At 73.4% G+C, this 16,994-nt stretch carries 13 protein-coding genes and 1 pseudogene; 7 read left to right on the top strand and 7 right to left on the bottom strand.

What is annotated here, in order from left to right; genetic code table 11:
* Positions 1-143 precede the first annotated feature (143 nt).
* Positions 144-398 carry a hypothetical protein gene (locus ACWZEH_RS01995; protein ID WP_456195222.1) on the top strand — a complete coding sequence of 85 codons (255 nt, stop codon included), beginning with the start codon at positions 144-146 and terminating at the stop codon, positions 396-398.
* 232 nt (positions 399-630) lie between these two features.
* Here ACWZEH_RS01995 and ACWZEH_RS01990 read toward each other — a convergent pair whose 3' ends face one another.
* The 3 genes from ACWZEH_RS01990 to ACWZEH_RS01980 all read right to left on the bottom strand — a co-directional run bounded on the left by ACWZEH_RS01990 (position 631) and on the right by ACWZEH_RS01980 (position 2,170).
* A complete protein-coding gene (locus ACWZEH_RS01990) occupies positions 631-1,137 on the bottom strand; it encodes a SigE family RNA polymerase sigma factor (RefSeq protein ID WP_456195221.1) in 507 nt (168 codons plus the stop codon).
* Between the two features lie 197 nt (positions 1,138-1,334).
* Positions 1,335-1,691 carry a DUF8129 domain-containing protein gene (locus ACWZEH_RS01985; protein ID WP_456195220.1) on the bottom strand — a complete coding sequence of 119 codons (357 nt, stop codon included), beginning with the start codon at positions 1,689-1,691 and terminating at the stop codon, positions 1,335-1,337.
* 89 nt (positions 1,692-1,780) lie between these two features.
* The gene (locus ACWZEH_RS01980) at positions 1,781-2,170 is read right to left on the bottom strand and encodes a DUF6479 family protein (RefSeq protein ID WP_456195219.1); all 390 of its coding nucleotides are present in this window, start codon (positions 2,168-2,170) and stop codon (positions 1,781-1,783) included.
* A 96-nt stretch (positions 2,171-2,266) separates the two neighbouring features.
* Between ACWZEH_RS01980 and ACWZEH_RS01975 the strand changes: the two genes are divergently transcribed.
* From ACWZEH_RS01975 to ACWZEH_RS01965, 3 genes are all read left to right on the top strand, one after another.
* The gene (locus tag ACWZEH_RS01975) at positions 2,267-2,650 is read left to right on the top strand and encodes a four-helix bundle copper-binding protein (protein WP_456195218.1); all 384 of its coding nucleotides are present in this window, start codon (positions 2,267-2,269) and stop codon (positions 2,648-2,650) included.
* 96 nt (positions 2,651-2,746) lie between these two features.
* Entirely contained in the window at positions 2,747-5,092 is a 2,346-nt protein-coding gene (locus ACWZEH_RS01970; protein ID WP_456195217.1) for a serine/threonine-protein kinase, read from the top strand.
* A 132-nt stretch (positions 5,093-5,224) separates the two neighbouring features.
* Positions 5,225-6,793: a phytoene desaturase family protein gene (locus tag ACWZEH_RS01965; RefSeq protein WP_456195216.1), complete on the top strand. Its 1,569-nt coding sequence runs from the start codon at positions 5,225-5,227 to the stop codon at positions 6,791-6,793.
* A gap of 28 nt (positions 6,794-6,821) precedes the next feature.
* Here ACWZEH_RS01965 and ACWZEH_RS01960 read toward each other — a convergent pair whose 3' ends face one another.
* Positions 6,822-8,672, bottom strand: coding sequence for a serine hydrolase domain-containing protein (locus ACWZEH_RS01960; RefSeq protein WP_456195215.1), 1,851 nt, complete (start codon positions 8,670-8,672; stop codon positions 6,822-6,824).
* Positions 8,673-8,870: 198 nt separating this feature from the next.
* Positions 8,871-11,312 carry a penicillin acylase family protein gene (locus ACWZEH_RS01955; protein ID WP_456200022.1) on the bottom strand — a complete coding sequence of 814 codons (2,442 nt, stop codon included), beginning with the start codon at positions 11,310-11,312 and terminating at the stop codon, positions 8,871-8,873.
* Positions 11,313-11,465: 153 nt separating this feature from the next.
* Between ACWZEH_RS01955 and ACWZEH_RS01950 the strand changes: the two genes are divergently transcribed.
* On the top strand, positions 11,466-12,962 hold the full coding sequence (locus ACWZEH_RS01950; RefSeq protein ID WP_456195214.1) for an acyl-CoA synthetase: 1,497 nt from the start codon (positions 11,466-11,468) through the stop codon (positions 12,960-12,962).
* A gap of 63 nt (positions 12,963-13,025) precedes the next feature.
* Here the strand turns inward: ACWZEH_RS01950 and ACWZEH_RS01945 are convergent.
* Both ACWZEH_RS01945 and ACWZEH_RS01940 read right to left on the bottom strand, forming a co-directional pair.
* Positions 13,026-13,190 (bottom strand): annotated as a pseudogene (locus tag ACWZEH_RS01945) (acyl-CoA synthetase family protein); the annotation flags it as partial.
* A 115-nt stretch (positions 13,191-13,305) separates the two neighbouring features.
* On the bottom strand, positions 13,306-15,162 hold the full coding sequence (locus ACWZEH_RS01940; protein ID WP_456195213.1) for an alkaline phosphatase family protein: 1,857 nt from the start codon (positions 15,160-15,162) through the stop codon (positions 13,306-13,308).
* Between the two features lie 461 nt (positions 15,163-15,623).
* Between ACWZEH_RS01940 and ACWZEH_RS01935 the strand changes: the two genes are divergently transcribed.
* Both ACWZEH_RS01935 and ACWZEH_RS01930 read left to right on the top strand, forming a co-directional pair.
* A complete protein-coding gene (locus ACWZEH_RS01935) occupies positions 15,624-15,866 on the top strand; it encodes a DUF397 domain-containing protein (RefSeq protein ID WP_456195212.1) in 243 nt (80 codons plus the stop codon).
* A 183-nt stretch (positions 15,867-16,049) separates the two neighbouring features.
* Positions 16,050-16,964, top strand: a complete 915-nt coding sequence (locus ACWZEH_RS01930) for a universal stress protein (protein WP_456195211.1) — start codon at positions 16,050-16,052, stop codon at positions 16,962-16,964.
* Positions 16,965-16,994 lie beyond the last annotated feature (30 nt).

Raw genomic sequence — 16,994 nt, 5'->3', positions numbered from 1 at the left:
AATACGCTCGTGATGGTGGTCGGAGCGAAGGTCCCGGGACCGGACGGCGCCCCGGGCGGGGCGGTGCTGCGCGCTGCTGCGGCTACCCGCTTCCGGCCGACTCGGAGCCGGCCGGGAAGGAGGGCGAGGGCGGAGGCTCGGAGGTGGGCGGAGGCGAAGCCGGCGCCGAGGTCGCGGGGGGCGAGGAAGGCACCGACGTCGGCTCGCGCCCGCTCGCCGTGGTGGGCGGTGAGGTCGAGGTCGGCGAGCTGTCCCCCGGGGCCCTGGTGCCGGCGTCCGTGGTGACGGGCGGGCTCATGGGCGGGTGGGAGGTGCTGGTGGCCGAGCTCGTCGCCGGTGGAGTGGGCGTCGAGGTCACCGGGGGTGACGTCGGACTGGTCGCGGGCAGCGGACGGTGATCGGCGGGCGGCCGGGAGTCGGGGCCGGGGCCGGGCAGCAGGGCGAGGCCGGCGCTGAGCCCGGCCACCGCCAGGGCCGAGCCGCCCGCCCGCCACAGTGTCCGGGACCGGTGACGGGCCCGGATGCCCTGGTGCAGCCGCTCCCGCTGCTCGGAGTCGAAGGGGGTCTGCTGCCGGGGGCCGCGCATCATGTGCGTCAGCTCCCGCTCGAAGTCGTCCATCGGTTCTCCCCTCACCCCACGGGCCTGACGGCGTCGGACAGGATCTGCCGCAGTCGCGCCACGCCCCGCGACGCGTGGGACCGGGCGGTGCCCACCGGGCAGCCGAGGGCCCGTGCCACCTGGGCCTCGGGCAGGTCCTCGCAGTAACGCAGCACCACCGCGGCCCGCTGCCGGGGCGGCAACAGGGCCAGCGCGGCCTCCAGGCGCGAGCGTTCCGCCACGACCGAGGACACATCGCCCGGCTCGGGGCGGTCGGGCAGCTGGTCCACCGGACGCTCACCCCACCAGCGCCTCCGGGCGGAACGGGCCGCCAGCCGCACGAGCACCTGACGGACGTACGCGTCCGGCGCCTGCTCGGCGACCTTCGGCCAGGCGAACCACAGCTTCACCAGGGCCTCCTGCACCAGGTCCTCGGCACGCTGCCGGTCGCCGCCGGTGAGCAGACGCGCGACATGGAGCAGCGCCCCCCAGCGGGCAGCCACGAACTCGTCGAAGCCGTCTGCCCGAAACCGCTCCATCCTCACCGTCCCGTCCGTTCAAACCCCTACACCCGGACAAAGACGCTGGACCCCGCCCCACGATGCACCCGGGGGCTGTGATCCACACCACTCCGGAGCAAACGAAAGAGCGGGCCACGGCTTCACGACCGCGTCACGCGGTCGTAAAGCCGTGGCCCGCTCCGGAGCGCGCGAGGCGCAGGGCGGTGCCGGACAGGTCAGCCCTCCGTACGGTTGCCCTTCGGCTTGCCCCGCTGGTCGGGGGTGCCGTGCGGTGGCGGACTGGACGGCTGCGGCGAGGTGGCGGGTGAGACGGGGGAGCCCGTGCGGCCCGCGCCCTGCTCGGGGCGCAGTGCCCCCGGGTCCCCCGACGTCGGCTCGGCACCCGCGCGCAACTGCTCCAGACGGGCTGCCAGCAACCCGGTCACCGGGAGCCGGTCGCCATGCGAACGCTCGTAGGCCAGGAGTTCCTCGACCTCGTCCGCGGACAGCGCGCGCACACGGCTCTCCAGGCTGCCGATCGGCAGGTGGTCGTAGTCGGGCAGCGGCAGGGTCTCGCGTGCGGGGTCTGCCATGGTTCTCACTTCCCTGTTCACGGTGTTCACGGTGGCTGCGTGGGGCCACGGTGGCGTTCTCGGCAGGAGGACGGCGGGCTCGCCGGCGGTCAGCGGCGCCCCGGCCCACCACTACCGAACGCGCCGCTGCCGCCCTCCTCCCAGCGGGGCCGTTCCTGCGAGGCCCCGGGGCGGCTGCCGGAGTTTCCTCCGTGCAGGTCGTGCGGCGTCAGGCGGTCGTCGCTTCTGGGCATCTCGTCGGGCTCCCGGTACTCCCGGGTCTCACGGACCGGGCCCCCCTCGGGCATCCGGGGCTGCTCGTCGGGGCGTGGCCTGGGCGAGTCACCCTCCCTGACCCGTTTGCTGCCGAACGCGAACAAGCCGATCAGCAGACCCACGACCAGCACGGCTGCCACAACGAGGCCGATGCCCATGACCCCGCGGCTCGCGGCGAGGTCGGCTGCTTCCATCCACGGGGTGTCCGTCGCGGTGTTCGTCATGGCTCGCGGGTACCCCCGGTCCCCCCGGTGAACCCGCCGGGCCGGTACTTGGGAACGGCGGGTTTCACCGTCCGCGGTGGTGGCTACCCGCGCTGAGTGACGACGACATCCGAGCAGGAGCTGTACCGGTACCTCGAGGACCGGTTCGGCTGTGCGCAGGCGTGCGCGGAGTGCTCGCGGGCCTGCGCGGTGCGGGCGGGCCTGGTGGATCCCGGCGGCGGCACGGCCCAGGAACTCGTGCGGCGAAAGGGCGTCATCTGCGCGGAGGTGTGCGACGCGACCAGCCGCGTGCTGTCCGAGGGCAACCAGGCGGACGAGGAGACCGTCCGGGTCCAGGTCGAATGGTGCCGGCAGGTGTGCCTCGAGGGCGCGCACGCCTTCGACGGGCACCCCGGCGCGGAACGCACGGCCGAGGCGTGCCGGACCTGCGCGCAGGCCTGTACGGACTTCCTCGGCACACTGACTTCCTCGGCGCACTGACGTCACACACGTGCGGGGCACCGTACAAAATCGGGTGAGACATCGTCATACTGGACGGGTCGGGGAGGGCGTGTCGGACACTCACGGGGGCGGACGATGGGGGACAGCAGGCTGATCCACGGCCGGTACCGGCTGGTCGATCCGATCGGGCGGGGCGGCATGGGGGAGGTGTGGCGGGCGCGCGACGAGTCGCTCGGCAGAGAGGTCGCGGTGAAGTGCCTCAAGCCGGTGGGCGCGCAGCACGACCACGCGTTCGGCCGGGTGCTGCGCGAGCGCTTCCGGCGGGAGGCCCGGGTGGCGGCGTCCCTGCAGCACCGCGGGATCACCGTCGTGCACGACTTCGGTGAGTACGACGGTGTGCTGTACCTGGTGATGGAACTGCTCCAGGGCCGTGACCTCAGTCGCCTCCTGGAGGAGAACAAGCAGCACCCGCTGCCGGTCGACGAGGTGGTGGAGATCGCCGAGCAGGTCGCCGCCGCTCTCGCCTACACCCATGACCAGGGCATCGTGCACCGGGACCTGAAGCCCGCCAACATCGTGCGGCTCGCCGACGGCACGGTGAAGATCTGCGACTTCGGCATCGCCCGCCTCGGCCGTGACATCGGGTTCACCTCCCGGCTGACCGGCACCGGCGTCGCGATGGGAACCCCGCACTACATGTCGCCGGAGCAGATCAGCGGGACCGACGTCGACCGGCGCAGCGACCTGTACTCCTTCGGTTGCGTGCTCTACGAGATCGCCACCGGGGTACCGCCGTTCGACCTCGACGACGCGTGGGCGATCCTCGTCGGGCACCGTGACACCCCGCCCCGGCCGCCGCGCGGCCACCGCGCCGAACTGCCCGAGCGCCTGGAGCGGATCATCCTCGACCTGCTGGCCAAGGAGCCCGGCAGGCGCCCCGACAGCGCACGCGAACTGGCCCGCCGCGTCGGCGCGTTGCGGGCCGCGCCGGCCCCGCAGCCGGTGCCGGCCGCGGGCCGGGCGGTCGAGGCGGTCCCGGCGGCGGCTTCGGCCGTGGCCCCGGTCGCGGTGCCGTACTGGCCGGAGCCCGCCGGTCCGTCCGTCGCGGGTGACCGTGCCGCACCGCCGCGCTGGGCCGTCCGGCCCGAGCCGGTGGACAGCGCGCCCCGGCTGCCCTCCTGGACGCGCGGCATGACCTCCGGCCGCAAGGCGGCCGTCGCCGGACCGCGCAGCACCCCGCCAAACCCGGCGGGCGGGCTCTCCGGCGAGTGGATCGCCCGCCCCGCGACCGGCCACGACGGCCCGCCCCCGCCGGACGAGCGGCCCGTCCCGGCGCCCGAGGCGGTGGCCGCGCTGGCCGCACGGCACAACGCCGGACTGAGCCTCGGCCGCCTCGGCCGCTGGACGGAGGCGGGGGAGGTGCACCGGGCGGTGGCGGCGGAGCGGGCCCACCTCCTGGGCCCGGACCACCCCGACAGCCTCGCCAGCCGTTACGAGGCCGCCTTCGCCCTCAGTCGCACCGGTCGTGCCGCCGACGCGCTGCGCGAGTACAAGCGTGTGGCCGGGACCCGCATCCGCGCGCTCGGCTCCGAGCACCCCGACACGCTCGCCGCCCGCCAGGAAATGGCATACGTACTCGCCCAGCTGGGCCGCCCCTTCGACGCCCACCAGGTGTACCTGTCGGTGCTCTCGGCCCGCGAGCGCACCATGGGCGCGGAGCACCCCGACACCCTGCGCTGCCGGCACAACCTCGCCTTCAACCTCAACAGGCTCGGCCGCCTGGAGGACTCGTACAGCATGGCGTGCGAGGTGGCCGCCGCCCGCGCCCGGGTGCTCGGCCCCGAGCACCCGGACACTCTGGTCACCCGCTACGAAGTCGCTTACGCCCTGGGTCGGCTGGGGCGGTGGGCGGAGGCCCTGGAGGCCTACCGGGAGGTCGCCGAGGCCCGCGCGCGGGCGCTCGGCCCGGACCACGCCGACACGCTCGCCGCCCGCTACGAGATCGGCATCGGACTCGGCCGGCTCGGCCGCACCGCACAGGCTCTCGACCTCTACCGCGGCCTGGTCGACGACCGCACCCGGGTCCAGGGGCCCACCCACCCCGAGACCCTGCGTGCCCGGCACGGCCTGGGCGTCAGCCTCGGCAGGCTCGGCCGCTGGGCCGAGGCCCTCGCCGAGTCCCGCGCGGTGTGCGCGGTGCGCGAGAGCGTCCTCGGCGCCGACCATCCGGACACCCTGGTCAGCCGCCGCGAGGTCGCCGTCGGCCTGGGCTGGCTGGGCCGCTGGGCGGACGCGCTCACCGAGTACCGCCGGGTGGCAGAGGCCCGTGAGCGCCTCCTCGGCACGGACCACGGCGACACCCTCGCCGCCCGCAACGACGAGGCCCAGTGCCTGGAGCGACTCGGGCTCAAGGACGTGGCCGCCGGGCCGCACCGCGAGGTGGCCGCACCGCGGCAGCAACGGGCGGTGGGCGGAGTGTGAGGGGCGGCGAGGGGCGGGCGGCGGGCACGGGAGCGGAAGGCATGCCGGTGCGCCGGGGAGACCGGCGCGGTCTCCGCGCAGGGCGTCGCCCGCCGCCTGGTCGGCACGGATCTTCACATGTTACGAAGAACCATGACCGCACACGAGGCAACCGGAACCCGGACATACGACGCCGTCATCGTCGGCGGGGGCCACAACGGCCTTGTCGCCGCCGCCTATCTCGCGCGGGCCGAACGCTCCGTGCTGGTGCTGGAGCGGCTGGACCACACGGGCGGGGCGGCGGTGTCCACCCGTCCCTTCGCCGGTGTCGACGCCCGGCTGTCCCGGTACTCGTACCTGGTCAGCCTGCTGCCCCGGAAGATCGTCCGGGAGCTGGGGCTCGACTTCCGGGTACGCTCCCGCACCGTCTCCTCGTACACCCCCGCCGAACGCGACGGCCGGCCCACCGGGCTGCTGGTCGGCGGCGGTGAGCGGCGCACCCGGGAGGCGTTCGCCCGGCTCACCGGATCCGACCGCGAGTACCGGGCCTGGCAGCGCTTCTACGGCATGACCGGCCGCGTCGCCGAGCGTGTCTTTCCCACCCTCACCGGGCCGCTGCCCACACGGGAGGAGTTGCGCCGCACCGTCGACGACGAGGAGGCCTGGCGAACCCTGTTCGAGGAACCGATCGGTGTCGCCGTCGAGGAGAACTTCACCGACGACCTCGTACGGGGCGTGGTCCTCACCGACGCCCTCATCGGCACCTTCGCCGACGCCCACGACCCCACGCTCGAGCAGAACCGCTGCTTCCTCTACCACGTCATCGGCGGCGGCACCGGCGACTGGGACGTGCCGGTCGGCGGCATGGGCGCGCTCACCGACGCGCTGGCCGCCGCCGCGCGCGACGCGGGCGCAGTCATCGCCACCGGCCACGAGGTGATACGCATCGACACGGACGGCCGCACCGCCGAGGTCACCCACCGCACGGCCGGCGGCGAGGGCGTCACCGCCGCCCGGCACGTCCTGGTGAACGCCTCCCCGCGAGAACTGGCCGCACTGACCGGCGACGCGCACCCGGCCCCGGCCGAGGGCGCCCAGCTGAAGGTGAACATGCTGCTCACCCGGCTGCCGAGGCTGCGTGACAGCTCCGTCGACCCGCGTGAGGCGTTCGCCGGAACCTTCCACATCGCCGAGGGATACGGGCAGCTGGCCGCCGCGCACGCCCAGGCAGCCGCCGGTGAACTGCCGGCCGCCCCGCCCTCCGAGATCTACTGCCACTCGCTCACCGACCCGACGATCCTCGGTCCGGAGCTCGCAGCCCAGGGCTACCAGACGCTCACCCTCTTCGGCCTGCACACCCCGGCCCGGCTGTTCGCCCACGACAACGACGCCGTGTGCGAGGAACTCCTCACCGCGACGCTCGCCCAGCTCGACGCCCATCTGGCCGAACCGATCGCCGACTGCCTGGCGACCGACGCCGACGGACGCCCGTGCCTGGAGGCGAAGACCCCGCTCGACCTGGACCGCGACCTCGGGCTGCCCGGCGGGAACATCTTCCACCGCGCCCTGGCCTGGCCCCACACCCAGGACGGCACCGGCCGCTGGGGGGTGGAGACCCGGCACGCCAACGTCCTGTTGTGCGGCGCGGGCGCGGTGCGCGGGGGAGGGGTGAGCGGGATACCGGGACACAACGCGGCGATGGCGGTGCTGGAGGCGAGCTGACGGGACGACCGGATCGGGCGCGGGTCGTTCAGTCGGCCGACCGGGTCCATCCCGCCGCTCGCACCCGTGCCGCGTCCGCCGGACGGGCCTCGTCGAACAGAACGCCGCTGCCCGCCCGGACGCGTATTCCGTCCACGTAGGCTCCGCGCCCGACATACAGCCGGTCCGTCGCGTACCGCCAGCGCAGGGTGAGGCTCCGCGCGGTGGGCAGGGCGGCGGTGAGGCCGTGCCAGACCCGGCCCGACCAGCCCGTGGCGGTACCCGTCGCATGCTGCTCGGGCGCCTCGTCCCGGCGCTCGGTGACGAACGGCACCGGCTGCCAGGCCGTACCGCCGTCCGTCGTGGCCTCCAGAGTGAGGAGGTCGGCGTGCGGCTCGGTGTCCCACCACAGGGCGCAGCGCAGCCGTGCGCCGCCGGACGACGTGTCCAGCGCGGGCAGCGTGAGCGTCGCCGTCGTCGAACCGGCCATCCCGGAGAACCAGGACGTCCGCCCGCCCCGTCCTCCCCGCCCTTCACGCCCCGGCGCCGGCCCGACCGGCACCGCGCGGGCCAGCTGGTTCGCGGCGGCCACCCGGGGAGCTGAGCCGGAGCGCCAACTACGCACCGGATGAACAGAGTTGCCCAGGACGACGAGGAACGAGTCGGTCGTCGGGTCGAGCACCAGCGAGGTGCCGGTGAACCCGGTGTGGCCCGCCGTGCGCGGGGTGGCCATCGCGCCCATGTACCAGTGCTGGTAGAGCTCGAAGCCCAGGCCGTGCTCGTCCCCGGGAAAGCCGGTGTTGAAGTCGGTGAACATCAGCTCCACCGACTCCGGTCCCAGGACGCGTGCCCGGCCGTAGCCGCCGCCGTTGAGCAGGGCCCGCCCGAGGACCGCCAGGTCCCAGGCGCAGGAGAACACGCCCGCGTGGCCGGCGACCCCGCCCAGGCTGTAGGCGTTCTCGTCGTGCACCTCGCCCCACACCAGCCCCCGGTCGAGGCCGGACCAGGGCGGGCGGGCGTCCTCGGTGGCGGCGATCCCCGGCTTCCACGAGGCGGGCGGGTTGTAGCGGGTGCGGTCCATGCCCAGCGGGCCGGTGATCTCCTCCCGCAGGAGGACGTCCAGGGTGCGGCCGGTGACCTTCTCGAGCACCAGCTGGAGCGAGATCAGGTTCAGGTCCGAGTACAGATACGCCGTCCCGGGCGGGACGGCGGGTGGCTCGTCGAGGACGAGCCGGACACGCTCCTCGTACGTGGGCGCCTGGTGGAGCGGGATCCAGGCAGGAAAACCCGAAGTGTGCGTGAGCAGGTGACGGACGGTCACGTCCTCCTTGCCGGCGCGGCCGAAGTCCGGCAGGTACGAGGAGACGGTCGCCTCCAGTTCCAGCGCGCCCCGCTCGATCTGCTGCACCGCGAGGATGGAGGTGAACAGCTTGGAGACCGAGGCCAGGTCGAAGACGGTGTCCTCGGTCATGGGGATCTGCCGGTCCGCCGGGAACTCGACGCCGGTGTCGGTCTTCTCGTCGTACGCCTGGTAGCGCACCGCCATGCCGATGGGCCGGTGCAGGGCCACGGTGCCGCCGCGCCCGGCGAGCAGCACCGCACCGGCGTACCAGGGGTGTTCGGGCGACGGTCCGAGGAACACCTCGGCGTCGGCGACGAGTTGGTCCAGATGGCCGGCGAGCAGTCCGGCCCGCCGGGCCGACCCGTGCCGCAGGGTCGGGTGCCCGCCACCGCCCGCCGATGCCGCCGATGCCGCCGAAGGCGGTGTGGCAGCCGCGGCCGGACCGGCCGGAAGGGAGGCGAAGACCAGAGCGCCGCCCAAGGACATCGCACGAGCACCGAGTTGACGGCGTGTGATACCGCTCGCAGCTGTGTCCGCCCTCGTCCCGTCGTCCACCATGGAGGTTCCTCCCGTGCCGTGGCCGCGGCGGGCGGCCTGAAAGATTCTTTCGGGATCGCCTTGCGGGGCGAGACTTTCCTGTCAGGTGCGGGATGTGTCAATGGGGCGCGCGGGACCGTGCCGTCGAACCGGCCCCGGCCGGGAGCCGGGTCCCGCCCGGTGTGACGACCGCTCACCACCGGGCGGGACCCGTGCGGATCAACGCTCGCGCACGCGGACCACCCTCAGCTCCGGCGAGGACCGGATGTCCTTCTCGCAGAAGCGGGACGTCACCCACCGCTCACCCGAGAACAGCCGCGTCTGGTCGCTGGAGTACGGCGAGTTCGGGTTCGACGACTGGGAGTACGTCAGCAGCGTCCGGGCCACCGGGCACCCGCTGCCGTCCCAGCCGACGGCCTGGACGTAGCTGGACCCGGTCGACACCTCGGTGTACCCGCGGGCCGGGTCCCACCGTGCCTCGACCTTGTTCCAGACGCCCAGCGACTCCGTACCGCCGGGCACGGCGATCCGCTTGCCGCCACGCTCCACGAACTGGTGCTCACCGAGCCGGGAACCGAGCGCGATGCCCGCCGCCCGCAGCTCGGTGACGGTGTCCGCGAGGGCCGTGGCGAAGGCGGGAAGGGCGGTGTCGAGACCGCGCGGGGTACGGACCGGATCGTCGGCCGAGAACGGTACCTTCCACAGCCGCGCCCCCGGGGCCGCCGCCGTGAGCCTTCGCCAGAACCGGTCGAAGAGCAGTGCGCCCCGGCTGCCGGTGTCCATGGTGCGGTCCCACCCGGCGAGCACTGCACACGCCTGCCGTACGTCCACCTCCTTGCCGTCCGTGCCCCGAGCGGTGCCGTCCGGCAGTGCGGTGCAGGCCTTCGCCACGTCGTCGCCGGCGAGGTCGGCCGCGGGCACCCGGTTGGCGAACTGCTGCCGCTCGAGGTCCCGTACGGTCAGGCCGCCCCGGTCCGCCATCGCGGCGACGTCCTCCAGGGCGCCCCGGGTGCGCGTCGAGCGTTCGGTGCCGATCGTGCCGAAGACCCGCTCGTAGCCGGTCAGCGGCCGGTCGGCGTTGGACAGCCACGCACTGTCGTTGGAGTTCTCCGCGTACGGCGAGTCCTTCAGGGTGGGCATCCGGGACTGGCCGAAGATGCCCGGCTGCACGGCGTCCCGGTCACGGCCGAGGGCGCAGTCCCCGCGTGAACCGTCCAGGACCGCGAGCCCCGACGAGGGGTAGGTGGCCCGGCCGAGCGCCGTCGAACAGCGCTGCGCGAGTTCGTCGGTGATGCGGGGAAGCACCTGCGACTGGGTGAACAGGGTGCGGCCCCGGGAGTCGGCGGCGATCGTGTTGACCCAGGGCAGCCCCTGGGTGCGGCGCAGTGTGGTGAGGACGTCGTCGGTGCCGCGAGCCCGGCTGAAGCCCAGTCCGGTGTCGGCGGCACGCAGGTTGGCGGCGTTGGGATCGTTCAGCGCGTACGCCGTGGTGCCCGTCCAGGGCAGGGGAAGCGAGGCACCGAGCGAGGTGACGACGGGGCCGTGGCGGGTCCACCACTGGCTGCGGGTCACCGGGGCGCCGTTCGCCACCGGCACCGTGACCGTGCGTTTGCGCATCCGTTCCCGTTTGCCGTCGACCAGATAGACCGTCGGGTCGGCCGGGTCGAGCGTCAGCTGATGGAGGTTGAGCGTGACACCGGTGGCGACGGTGTGGCTCCACGCCACGTGCGCGTTGTGGCCTATGGACACGGCCACCGTGCCGAGAAGGGAACCGCCCGCCACGTTCAGCTCGCCGGGGATGGTCTGCTGCGACTGCCAGAACCGGCGGCCGCCCTGCCAGGGATAGTGCGGGTTGCCGAGCAGCAGGCCGCGTCCGTTCGCCGTGGTACCACCGCTGAAGGCGACCGCGTTGGAGCCCATGTCGGCGCTGTCGGTGGCGAACAGCTCACCAGCGGCCCGCGCGGCCGCCTCGGGCGGGGGTGACGGAGCCGCCCCCGCCGGGGAGCGTGAACCCTCCGCCGCACCCGGCCCGGCCGAAGCCGGAGGCCGGGCGGCCGTGATGCCGTCCACGGCCCGCCCCTGTCCGCCGAGCACGGCGATCGCGAATCCCCGCGCGGCCACGTCCAGCGTGGTCACCGGCCGCACCCAGTCGGCGTTGCGGCAGGCCGGGTCGGTGATCCGGTTCTGCTTCAGCCAGGCGTTGTACCCGGCCGCGAAGCCCCGCATCAGCTCCTTCACCGAACGGCTCGGCCCACTCGGCGCGGGCCGCGCGAGCAGCTTCTCCACCGTGCCGGCCTCCCGCACCCCCCGGAAGTACAGGTCACTGGAGAGGTTGGTGCCGGCCGAGGACAACGAGAAGCCGGGCGCGGCGTTCGGCCCGAAGAACCGCGAGCGGTCTCCGCGGACCGTCACGAAACCGTCGGCCAGCGTGCACACCTGGTCGGCGGCCTGCGCCCAGCCGTTGCCGAAGCCGAGGTTCGCGTAGTCCTTCGCGACGATGTGCGCAATACCGTGCTCGGTGTAGCGGACCACGGCGGACAGGCCGCGGTGGGACGGATGTTCCTGACGGCCCGGCTGCTCGGCGGCAACGGCCGGCAGCGTGGCACCCATGGTCAACAGGGTCACAGCCGCGACGGCCGAACGTCTCGGACGTAAACGCATCGTGCCTCCCGACATCACTGGGGGAAAGGGCGGTTGAGGGTAACAGTGGGCATCCTCACCGGTCGGGGTCGTGAGCCGGGCCGTTCGCACGGCCTGCCGCCGACCGGCCCGGTGTCTTGACCTCCCCGGCCGGTGAACCGAGGATCGACTTCCATGACGCCCGGACACGCCAGCACGGTTGACGGACTCCTGCGACGCAGCGCCCGCCGCACCCCGGCACGGATCGCCGTCGAGTACGGCGACCGCACCTGGACGTACGAAGAGCTCGACACCGCCGTCTCCCGCGCGGCGAGCGTCCTGCTCGGCGCGGGACCGTCCCCCGGCGACCGGGTCGGCGCCTACGGACACAACTCCGACGCCTACCTGATCGGCTTCCTCGCCTGCGCCCGCGCCGGCCTGGTGCACGTACCCGTCAACCAGAACCTGACCGGCGACGACCTCGCCTACCTCGTCGGCCAGTCCGGCAGCGGCCTGGTCCTCGCCGACCCCGGCCTCGCCGGGCGGCTCCCGGAGGGCGTACGGACGCTGCCCCTGCGCGACGCCGACGGCTCGCTGCTCGACCTGCTGGCCGAGGCACCCTCCTACGACGGCCCCGAGCCGCGCTCCGAGGATCTGGTGCAGCTGCTCTACACCTCCGGCACCACCGCCCGGCCCAAGGGCGCGATGATGACCCACCGTGCCCTGGTGCACGAGTACCTGAGCGCCATCACCGCTCTCGACCTCCAGGCGGGCGACCTCCCCGTGCACGCGCTGCCGCTCTACCACTCGGCGCAGATGCACGTCTTCCTGCTGCCCTACCTCGCGGTCGGGGCGACCAACGTCATCCTCGACGCGCCCGACGGGGACCGGATCCTCGACCTCGTCGAGGCGGGCCGCGCGGACAGCCTGTTCGCCCCGCCCACGGTCTGGATCGGCCTGACCGACCGCCCCGACTTCGCGACCCGGGACCTGAGCGGACTGCGCAAGGCGTACTACGGGGCGTCGATCATGCCGGTGCCGGTCCTGGAGCGGCTGACCCGGCGGCTGCCGGACCTGGCCGTCTACAACTGCTTCGGGCAGAGCGAGATCGGCCCGCTGGCGACCGTCCTCGCCCCCGACGAGCACAAGGGGCGCATGGACTCCTGCGGGCGGCCCGTGCTGTTCGTGGACGCGCGGGTGGCCGACGAGGACGGCAAGGACGTACCCGACGGGACACCCGGTGAGATCGTCTACCGGTCGCCGCAGCTGTGCGAGGGGTACTGGGACAAGCCCGAGGAGACCGCCGAGGCCTTCCGGGACGGCTGGTTCCACTCCGGGGACCTCGCGGTGCGGGACGCCCACGGCTACTTCACGATCGTCGACCGGGTGAAGGACGTCATCAACTCCGGTGGCGTCCTGGTCGCCTCGCGGGAGGTCGAGGACGCGCTGTACACGCACGAGGCGGTCGCCGAGACGGCCGTGATCGGCCTTCCCGACGACCGCTGGGTGGAGGCCGTCACGGCGGTCGTCGTCGCGCGCGGCGGGACGACGGAGGAGGAACTGATCGCGCACGCGCGCGAGCGGCTCTCGTCCTTCAAGGCGCCCAAGAGGGTGCTGTTCGTGGACGAGCTGCCGCGCAACGCCAGTGGGAAGATCCTCAAACGGGAGCTGCGCGACCGCTTCACCGGGTGAGCGCGGTGCCCGGCCCGGCGTGGACCGGCGCGGAGCGGTGCGGAGTGGTGCGGAGTGGTGCGGTCGGAGGTCCACGATGCGCGGGATCCTGCCCACCGAGCGCTCCAGCGTCTCCGGATCGACGATCTCCACCCCGACCGACACCCCGATACCGTCCTTCACGGCCGTCCCGACGGACCGGGCCGCCGCCGCGCGGGTGGCGGCGGCCGCGTCCGGCCGGGCCTCGGCGCCAGCCCGACCCCGCCCAGGGCAAGGTCCGGTGCGTACTTCTTCCGCGCGTCGGGGACGCCGTGAACGGGAGGGGGAGGGGGAGGGGCGCGGGACGGGGCCGGGGGCCCTGCGCTCAGCCGGTGGGGCCGGACGGGCCGCCGCTCCCGATACGGTTTCCACCGCCGCTCTTGCCGCCCCGTGGCCCGTACGCGGTCATGAAGCGGTCGCGGAACTCGTCCATGCCCCAGGCCGGGGCGTCGGACGCGGGCTTGAGGCCGTCGGTCCAGTTCCAGTCGGCCACCCGGTCCAGGACCTCCTCGTCGCGGGCGACGATGGTGACCGGCACATCCTTGTCGGTGCTGCCGGCGGTGACGGCCGGCACCGGCTGGTGGTCGCCGAGAAAGACCAGGACCGTGTCCTCGTCGCCGTACCGCTCCATCCACTCGGTCAGGCTGCGCAGCGAGTACTCGATGGACTTGCGGTACTCGGTGCGCACCTTCTCCGGGTCCTGCCAGACCTCCGCGGGGTCGGTGCCCTCCTTCTTGATCTCGTGGAACACGGAGCCGTCGCCGAGGTCGTCCCAGTCGATCATGCGGGCGTTGGGGGACCACGGGTTGTGGCTGGAGGCGAGGATGATCTCCGCCATGATCGGCTCACGGTCCTCCCTGCCGTGCTCCAGACGCTCGAAGGCCTCCATGCTGAACTGGTCGGGCACCGGCGTCCAGCTGAAGTACGGGCCCCGGTAGCCGAGGTGCTCGGAGTCGTAGATGTGGTCCAGGCCGAAGTACCTGCCCTCCGGCCAGGCCCGCCGTACCCCGGGCACGATGCCGACGGTGCGCCAGTCGCCGGTCTTGCGGAAGTAGTTGGTGAGGGTCATGCGGTCGCTGGTGGTGAGGCTGCGGTAACGCTGCTGGTTCTTGATCCACAGGCCGGACAGGAAGGTGGAGTGGGCGAGCCAGCTGCCCGCGCCCGTCACCGGCGACCTGAGCCAGCCGCTGCGCGACTCGAAACCGGCGGCCTTCAGGGAACCGGTGCCCTCCTTCAGTACCGCGTCGATCGGCTCCGCCATCGCGGGATCGTCGATCGCGACCCGGCCGTAGCTCTCGATGAAGGTGAACAGGACGTCCTTGCCGCGCAGCCCGGTGAACAACTGGTCCGGCGGCGTGTCCGCGAAGGCGTCGACGGCGGCCTGCTGCTCGAAGACCCGTGCGTCCCTGAGCCCTGCTCGCACCTGCTCCAGGCGGTTGGCCAGCATCTCCGCGTTGCCCTTGGTGGCGAGCGGGACACCGGTGATCTGCACGCCCAGGGTGACACAGGTGATCCATGCGACGCCGAGGACCAGGGTGGTGCGGGCGGCGGACGCACGGTGGCGGACCATCAGGTTCGTGATCCGCACCGCCGCCAGCGTCATCAGTACCAGCAGGGCGACGAACAGGACGATCACGCCGATCACGGCGAGGATCTGTCCGCCCCGGCCGAACGACTCCCGGACGAACTCGGCCGCGTCGTCGAACAGGATCCAGTCGAGCACCAGGTCGAACGGCCGGGCCAGTACCTGGTGGAACCCCATGTCCACCATCTTGAGGACGGTGAACAGACCGAGGAGGACGCCCGAGACCACCGCCGTGATCCGCCGGGGCCTCGGCGGCAGCGCGAGCAGCAGCGTCGCCAGCAGGACGCCCTCGGCCGGGATGCGGAAGAACACCTCGGGGGACAGCCGCTCCACGCGGTTCGGTACGAGGAGCGCGAACAACAGCAGCGTTCCGGCCAGGACGGTCGTCCCGACGGTGACAGCACGGGCCGCGCGGGGGTGGTCGCGGCGCCAGCGGTCCCGTCGCGTGGCTGCCGGGCCGTCGGGGGTCTTCTCGGAGGACCCGGGCGTGTCGGTGGGGGCGGTGGTGCGGTCAGTGGTTCCGGTCGGGCCGTCGGCCGGGTCCGCTCCGCTCCCGGTGTGGTCCGACAGCTGACGGGAGCGTGTGAAGAGCTGCACCCGGGGTCCTTCCGTGCGGTACTACGAGGGCATGGCACACCGGGCCCGCGCACGGGCCTGCCACCACCAGTACGTTCGCACGTCATCGTGCGTTCAGCCGCGCGCTCCGGAGCCCGCGGACCGAACTCCGCGGCCCGGAACCCGTTGTCCGGTGACGGTCGCGCCGTGCCCGTCCGGACCTGCGCCACTGCCGCATCCGGACGGAACCCGAGGGGCCGCCCGACCTCGTCCGGACGCGTCTTCCCGCCCGCCGGGTGGGAAGACGCCGAAATCCGCGGCAACCCGCACGTCCACGTGTCCGGCGGTGTCCTCTCCCACCCGTGCGGCTGGTAGGCGGCGAGCCCCGGCCTCCTGACCCGCCCGTGTCACCTGGTGGAAAGGGACCCCTCACATGACCTGTCGGCGGCCGGAACCGATGGCTAGGCTGGCCGCGGACGACGGAAATCGGGAGGAGCACGGACGTGGCCGAAAGCACCACCCAGCAACGACCGCTCACCGGCTGGGACAAGCCCGACCTGGATCTGAGCAACGCACAGTGGCAGTCAGGCAGCCGGGGTCTGGGAGATGTCCAGATCGCCTTCGTGGAGGGCTTCATCGCCATGCGGAACAGCGGCCGCCCACAGAGCCCTTCCCTGATCTTCACCCCGGCCGAATGGGGCGCCTTCGTGTCGGGAGCCCGGGAGGGGGAGTTCGACCTGACGTGAGCCGGGGCGTACGGCTTCGCGGCGCACGCGCCCGGGCCTGCCGGCCGGTGAGCGGAAGGGCCGCCGGACAGGTGTCGCCGCCGATCTTCTGGACACATGACCAGGGATACCCTTCCGGGACCGGGCCCTGAGCCAGGCCGGCCCGGGAAACGTGAGGGCCGTGGTCCGGAAGTGAGGAACCCCATGAGCACCCAGCCGGTCGTCGCGGCGGTCGACGGTTCGGACGACAGCCTGCGCGCCCTGGAGTGGGCCCTCGACGCCGCACACCGGCGCCAGGCTCCGCTGCGGGTGGCGCACGTACGTCAGTACGCCCTCTGGGGCCGGCCCGACGAGGGGCCCGCCGGACCGCCCGCCCCCGAGGACGACCCGGTCATCGGTTTGGTCCGCGGCCGGCTGGAGGGACGGACCGGCCTTCCAGCCGTCGACTTCGCAGCCCTGGACGGCGCTCCCGGTGCCGTCCTGCCCGAACTGGGGTCCACCGCGCAACTGCTGGTGCTCGGCTCCCGGGGCCGCGGCGGCTTCGCCAGCCTGCTGCTCGGCTCCAACTCCCTTGCCGCGGCCCGGGACGCCGAATGCCCCGTCGTCGTGGTGCCCCGGCCCGGACGGGACGCCCACACGCCCGCCGAGCCCGCCGAGCCCGCCGGAGCCGGTTTCGGGGTCGTCGTCGGCGTGAACGTCGACAGCCCCGACGAGGCCACCCTCGCCTTCGCCTTCCGTGAGGCTGCCCTGCGCGGCGCCGTGGTCCGGGTCGTGGCCGCCTATCCGTGGCCCCTGCAGACCTGGATACTGCCGGGGGAGATGCCCGCCCCGCAGATCGACCAGGGCGCCGTCGAGCACGAGGCCCGCGTCCTCGCCGATGGCTTCCTCGCCCCGCACCGCGAACGGCACCCCGAGGTCACCGCCGAGGTCCGGGTGCTGCCCGGGGACGCCGCCGGGCACCTGGTCGAGGCCTCCGAGGGCGCAGACCTGGTCGTCCTGGGACGCCACCGGCGACGCCTGCTGGCACCGGCCCGCATGATGGGCTCCGTCACCCAGGCCGTCCTGCTCCACGCGGCGAGCCCCGTCGCGGTGGTTCCGCCGACGCCCCCGCAGGAGTAGTCCAGAGGGAGCCGGGCACCACGTCGGCCA

The organism is Streptomyces yamdrokensis (assembly GCF_053890455.1).
This window is presented reverse-complemented; position numbering and strand designations above follow the sequence as displayed.